The organism is Microbacterium sp. Bi128, assembly GCF_918698205.1.
This window is the reverse complement of sequence record NZ_CAKKMM010000698.1, coordinates 1-2,629: the sequence shown is the minus strand read 5'-3', so window position 1 is coordinate 2,629 and position 2,629 is coordinate 1. Positions and strand designations below refer to the sequence as shown.

Genomic DNA, 2,629 nt, shown 5'->3' with positions numbered 1-2,629 from the left:
AGCCACCACGCTCCGACAGGCCCGATGCCACTCCCGGGGCCCATCATCTGCTTCGCGCTGTTTCTCAACTCACTTTAGGCGAGCAACACGCTGGCGCGGAGGCCGGATAGGGGGCGGCGGTGTGGAGGGCACCGCGAAGCGGGCACCGCCCCCTATCCGGCGGAGCGCCAGAGGCAACCTACGCCGGTACCGCCACGATCACCTGGGCCGCGCGGAGGACGCGGTCGCCGGACTTGTAGCCCGAGCGCAGCACCTGGCTGACGGTGTCGATTTCGATATCCGTGCCGGGCTGCTGGATGAGGGCCTCGTGGATGGTCGGGTCGAACTCCACGCCGGTCTCGTCGATGCGGACCAGTCCGTACGTCTTCAGCGCAGCCTCCAGTTTGGCGGCGATCGCGGCGAAAGGGCCGTCCGCGAGGTCGCCGTGCTGGCGGGCGGCGTCGACGTCGTCCAGTACCGGCAGCAGCGCGTTCAGGACGCCGATGACGGCCATCTCGCCCGCCACGGCCCGGTCGCGCTCGACCCGCTTGCGGTAGTTGACGTACTCGGCCTGCAGACGGCGGAGGTCATTCCTGAGCTCCTCCGCCTCGGCAGCGGGCGCGCCCTGGGCCACAGATTCCGCGGCGGGCACCTCAACACTGTTGAGGATGTCCTCCGCCTGGGACAGTGCGTCGCCGGAGTCTGCCGCGGCAGCTGCGTGCTCCTGGCCGGGGTGGCGGGCCTGGCCGGTCTTCGGATCAACCTTGCGGTTGTCGTGGATCACCGGCTTCTGCGGCTCGTTCTCCTGCTGTTCCGCGTCGCGCCGGCTCTCGGAAGAACCGTGCTCTTCTTCGTTACCGTGATGCGGCATCATTACTTCTTCTCGTCTTCGTCAACGATTTCGGCGTCGACGATGTCCTCGTCGGAGCCGGCTGCCGGCTCGCCTGCGGGGGCACCCTGCGCACCGGCGTGGCCGTCGGGGGAACCGGCCTGGGCGTAGATGGCTTCGCCGAGCTTGGTCTGGGAAGCCTGCAGCTTCTCGAACGCGGTCTTCACGGCGGCGTCATCGGTGCCTTCGAGGGCCTTCTTGAGGGCGTCGACGTCGGCCTTGACCTCGGTCTTGACCTCTTCGGGCAGCTTGTCGGCGTTGTCGGCGATCAGCTTGTCCACGGAGTAGGCGAGCTGCTCGGCCGTGTTGCGGGTGTCGGTTGCCTCGCGGCGGGCCTTGTCCTCGGCTGCGTGCTCTTCGGCGTCGTGGACCATGCGGTCGATGTCTTCCTTGGACAGCGCGGTGCCGCCGGTGATGGTCATGGACTGTTCCTTGCCGGTGCCCTTGTCCTTCGCCGAAACGTGCACGATGCCGTTGGCGTCGATGTCGAAGGTGACCTCGACCTGCGGAACGCCGCGGGGGGCCGGCGCGATGCCGGTCAGTTCGAAGGTGCCCAGCGGCTTGTTGTCGCGGGTGAACTCACGCTCGCCCTGGAAGACCTGGATGGCCACGGACGGCTGGTTGTCATCCGCGGTGGTGAAGGTTTCGCTCCGCTTGGTCGGGATGGCGGTGTTGCGCTCGATCAGGTGCGTCATGATGCCGCCCTTGGTTTCAATGCCAAGGGACAACGGGGTGACGTCGATCAGGAGCACGTCCTTGCGCTCGCCCTTGAGGACACCGGCCTGCAGGGCGGCGCCGACGGCGACGACCTCATCGGGGTTGACGCCCTTGTTGGGCTCCTTGCCGCCGGCCAGTTCCTTGACGAGGTCGTAGACGGCCGGCATGCGGGTGGAGCCGCCGACGAGCACGATGTGGTCGATCTCGGAGAGCTTGATGCCGGCTTCCTTGATGACGTCCTGGAACGGCTTCTTGGTGCGGTCCAGCAGGTCCTTGGTGAGGTCCTGGAACTTAGCGCGGGTCAGCTGCTCGTCCAGGTGGACCGGGCCGTCGGGGGTGACGGACAGGTACTGGAGGGAAACGTTGGTGCTGGAGGAGGAAGAGAGTTCCTTCTTGGCCTGCTCCGCGGCTTCGCGGAGACGCTGCAGGGCAATCTTGTCCTTCGTGAGGTCGATGCCCTTGACCTTGAGCTGGTTCAGCAGGTACTCAACGACGCGCTGGTCCCAGTCGTCGCCGCCGAGGTGGTTGTCACCGGCAGTGGCGCGGACCTGGATGGTGGAGAAGTTGTCCTCATCCTTGCCGACCTCCAGGAGGGAGACGTCGAAGGTTCCGCCGCCGAGGTCGAAGACCAGGATGAGTTCGTCTTCCTTGCCCTTGTCCAGGCCGTAGGCCAGGGCGGCCGCTGTGGGCTCGTTGACGATGCGCAGGACGTTCAGGCCGGCGATTTCTCCGGCCTCCTTGGTAGCCTGGCGCTGGGCGTCGTTGAAGTAGGCCGGCACGGTGACGACGGCGTCGGTGACCTTTTCACCGAGGTAGGACTCGGCGTCGTTCTTAAGCTTCATGAGGATACGGGCGGAAATTTCCTGCGCCGTGTACTTCTTGTCGTCAATGGCGACGGTCCAGTCAGTGCCCATGTGGCGCTTGACGGACGCGATGGTGCGGTCAATGTTGTTGACGGCCTGGCGCTTGGCGATCTCGCCGACCAGGACCTCGCCGGACTTGGAGAAGGCAACAACCGACGGCGTGGTGCGGCCACCCTCGGCG

The 2,629-nt window shown here is 66.3% G+C and carries 2 protein-coding genes; both read right to left on the bottom strand.

What is annotated here, in order from left to right:
* Positions 1–178 precede the first annotated feature (178 nt).
* A complete protein-coding gene (locus LQV45_RS25050) occupies positions 179–850 on the bottom strand; it encodes a nucleotide exchange factor GrpE (protein ID WP_230009328.1) in 672 nt (223 codons plus the stop codon).
* A 2-nt stretch (positions 851–852) separates the two neighbouring features.
* A partial coding sequence (gene dnaK, locus LQV45_RS25045) for a molecular chaperone DnaK (protein WP_230009327.1) occupies positions 853–2,629 on the bottom strand: 1,777 nt, incomplete at its 5' end.

Coding starts and splice junctions, on each gene's coding strand:
- LQV45_RS25050 (WP_230009328.1), bottom strand. CDS start 850: ATGCCGCATCACGGTAACGAAGAAGAGCACGGTTCTTCCGAGAGCCGG.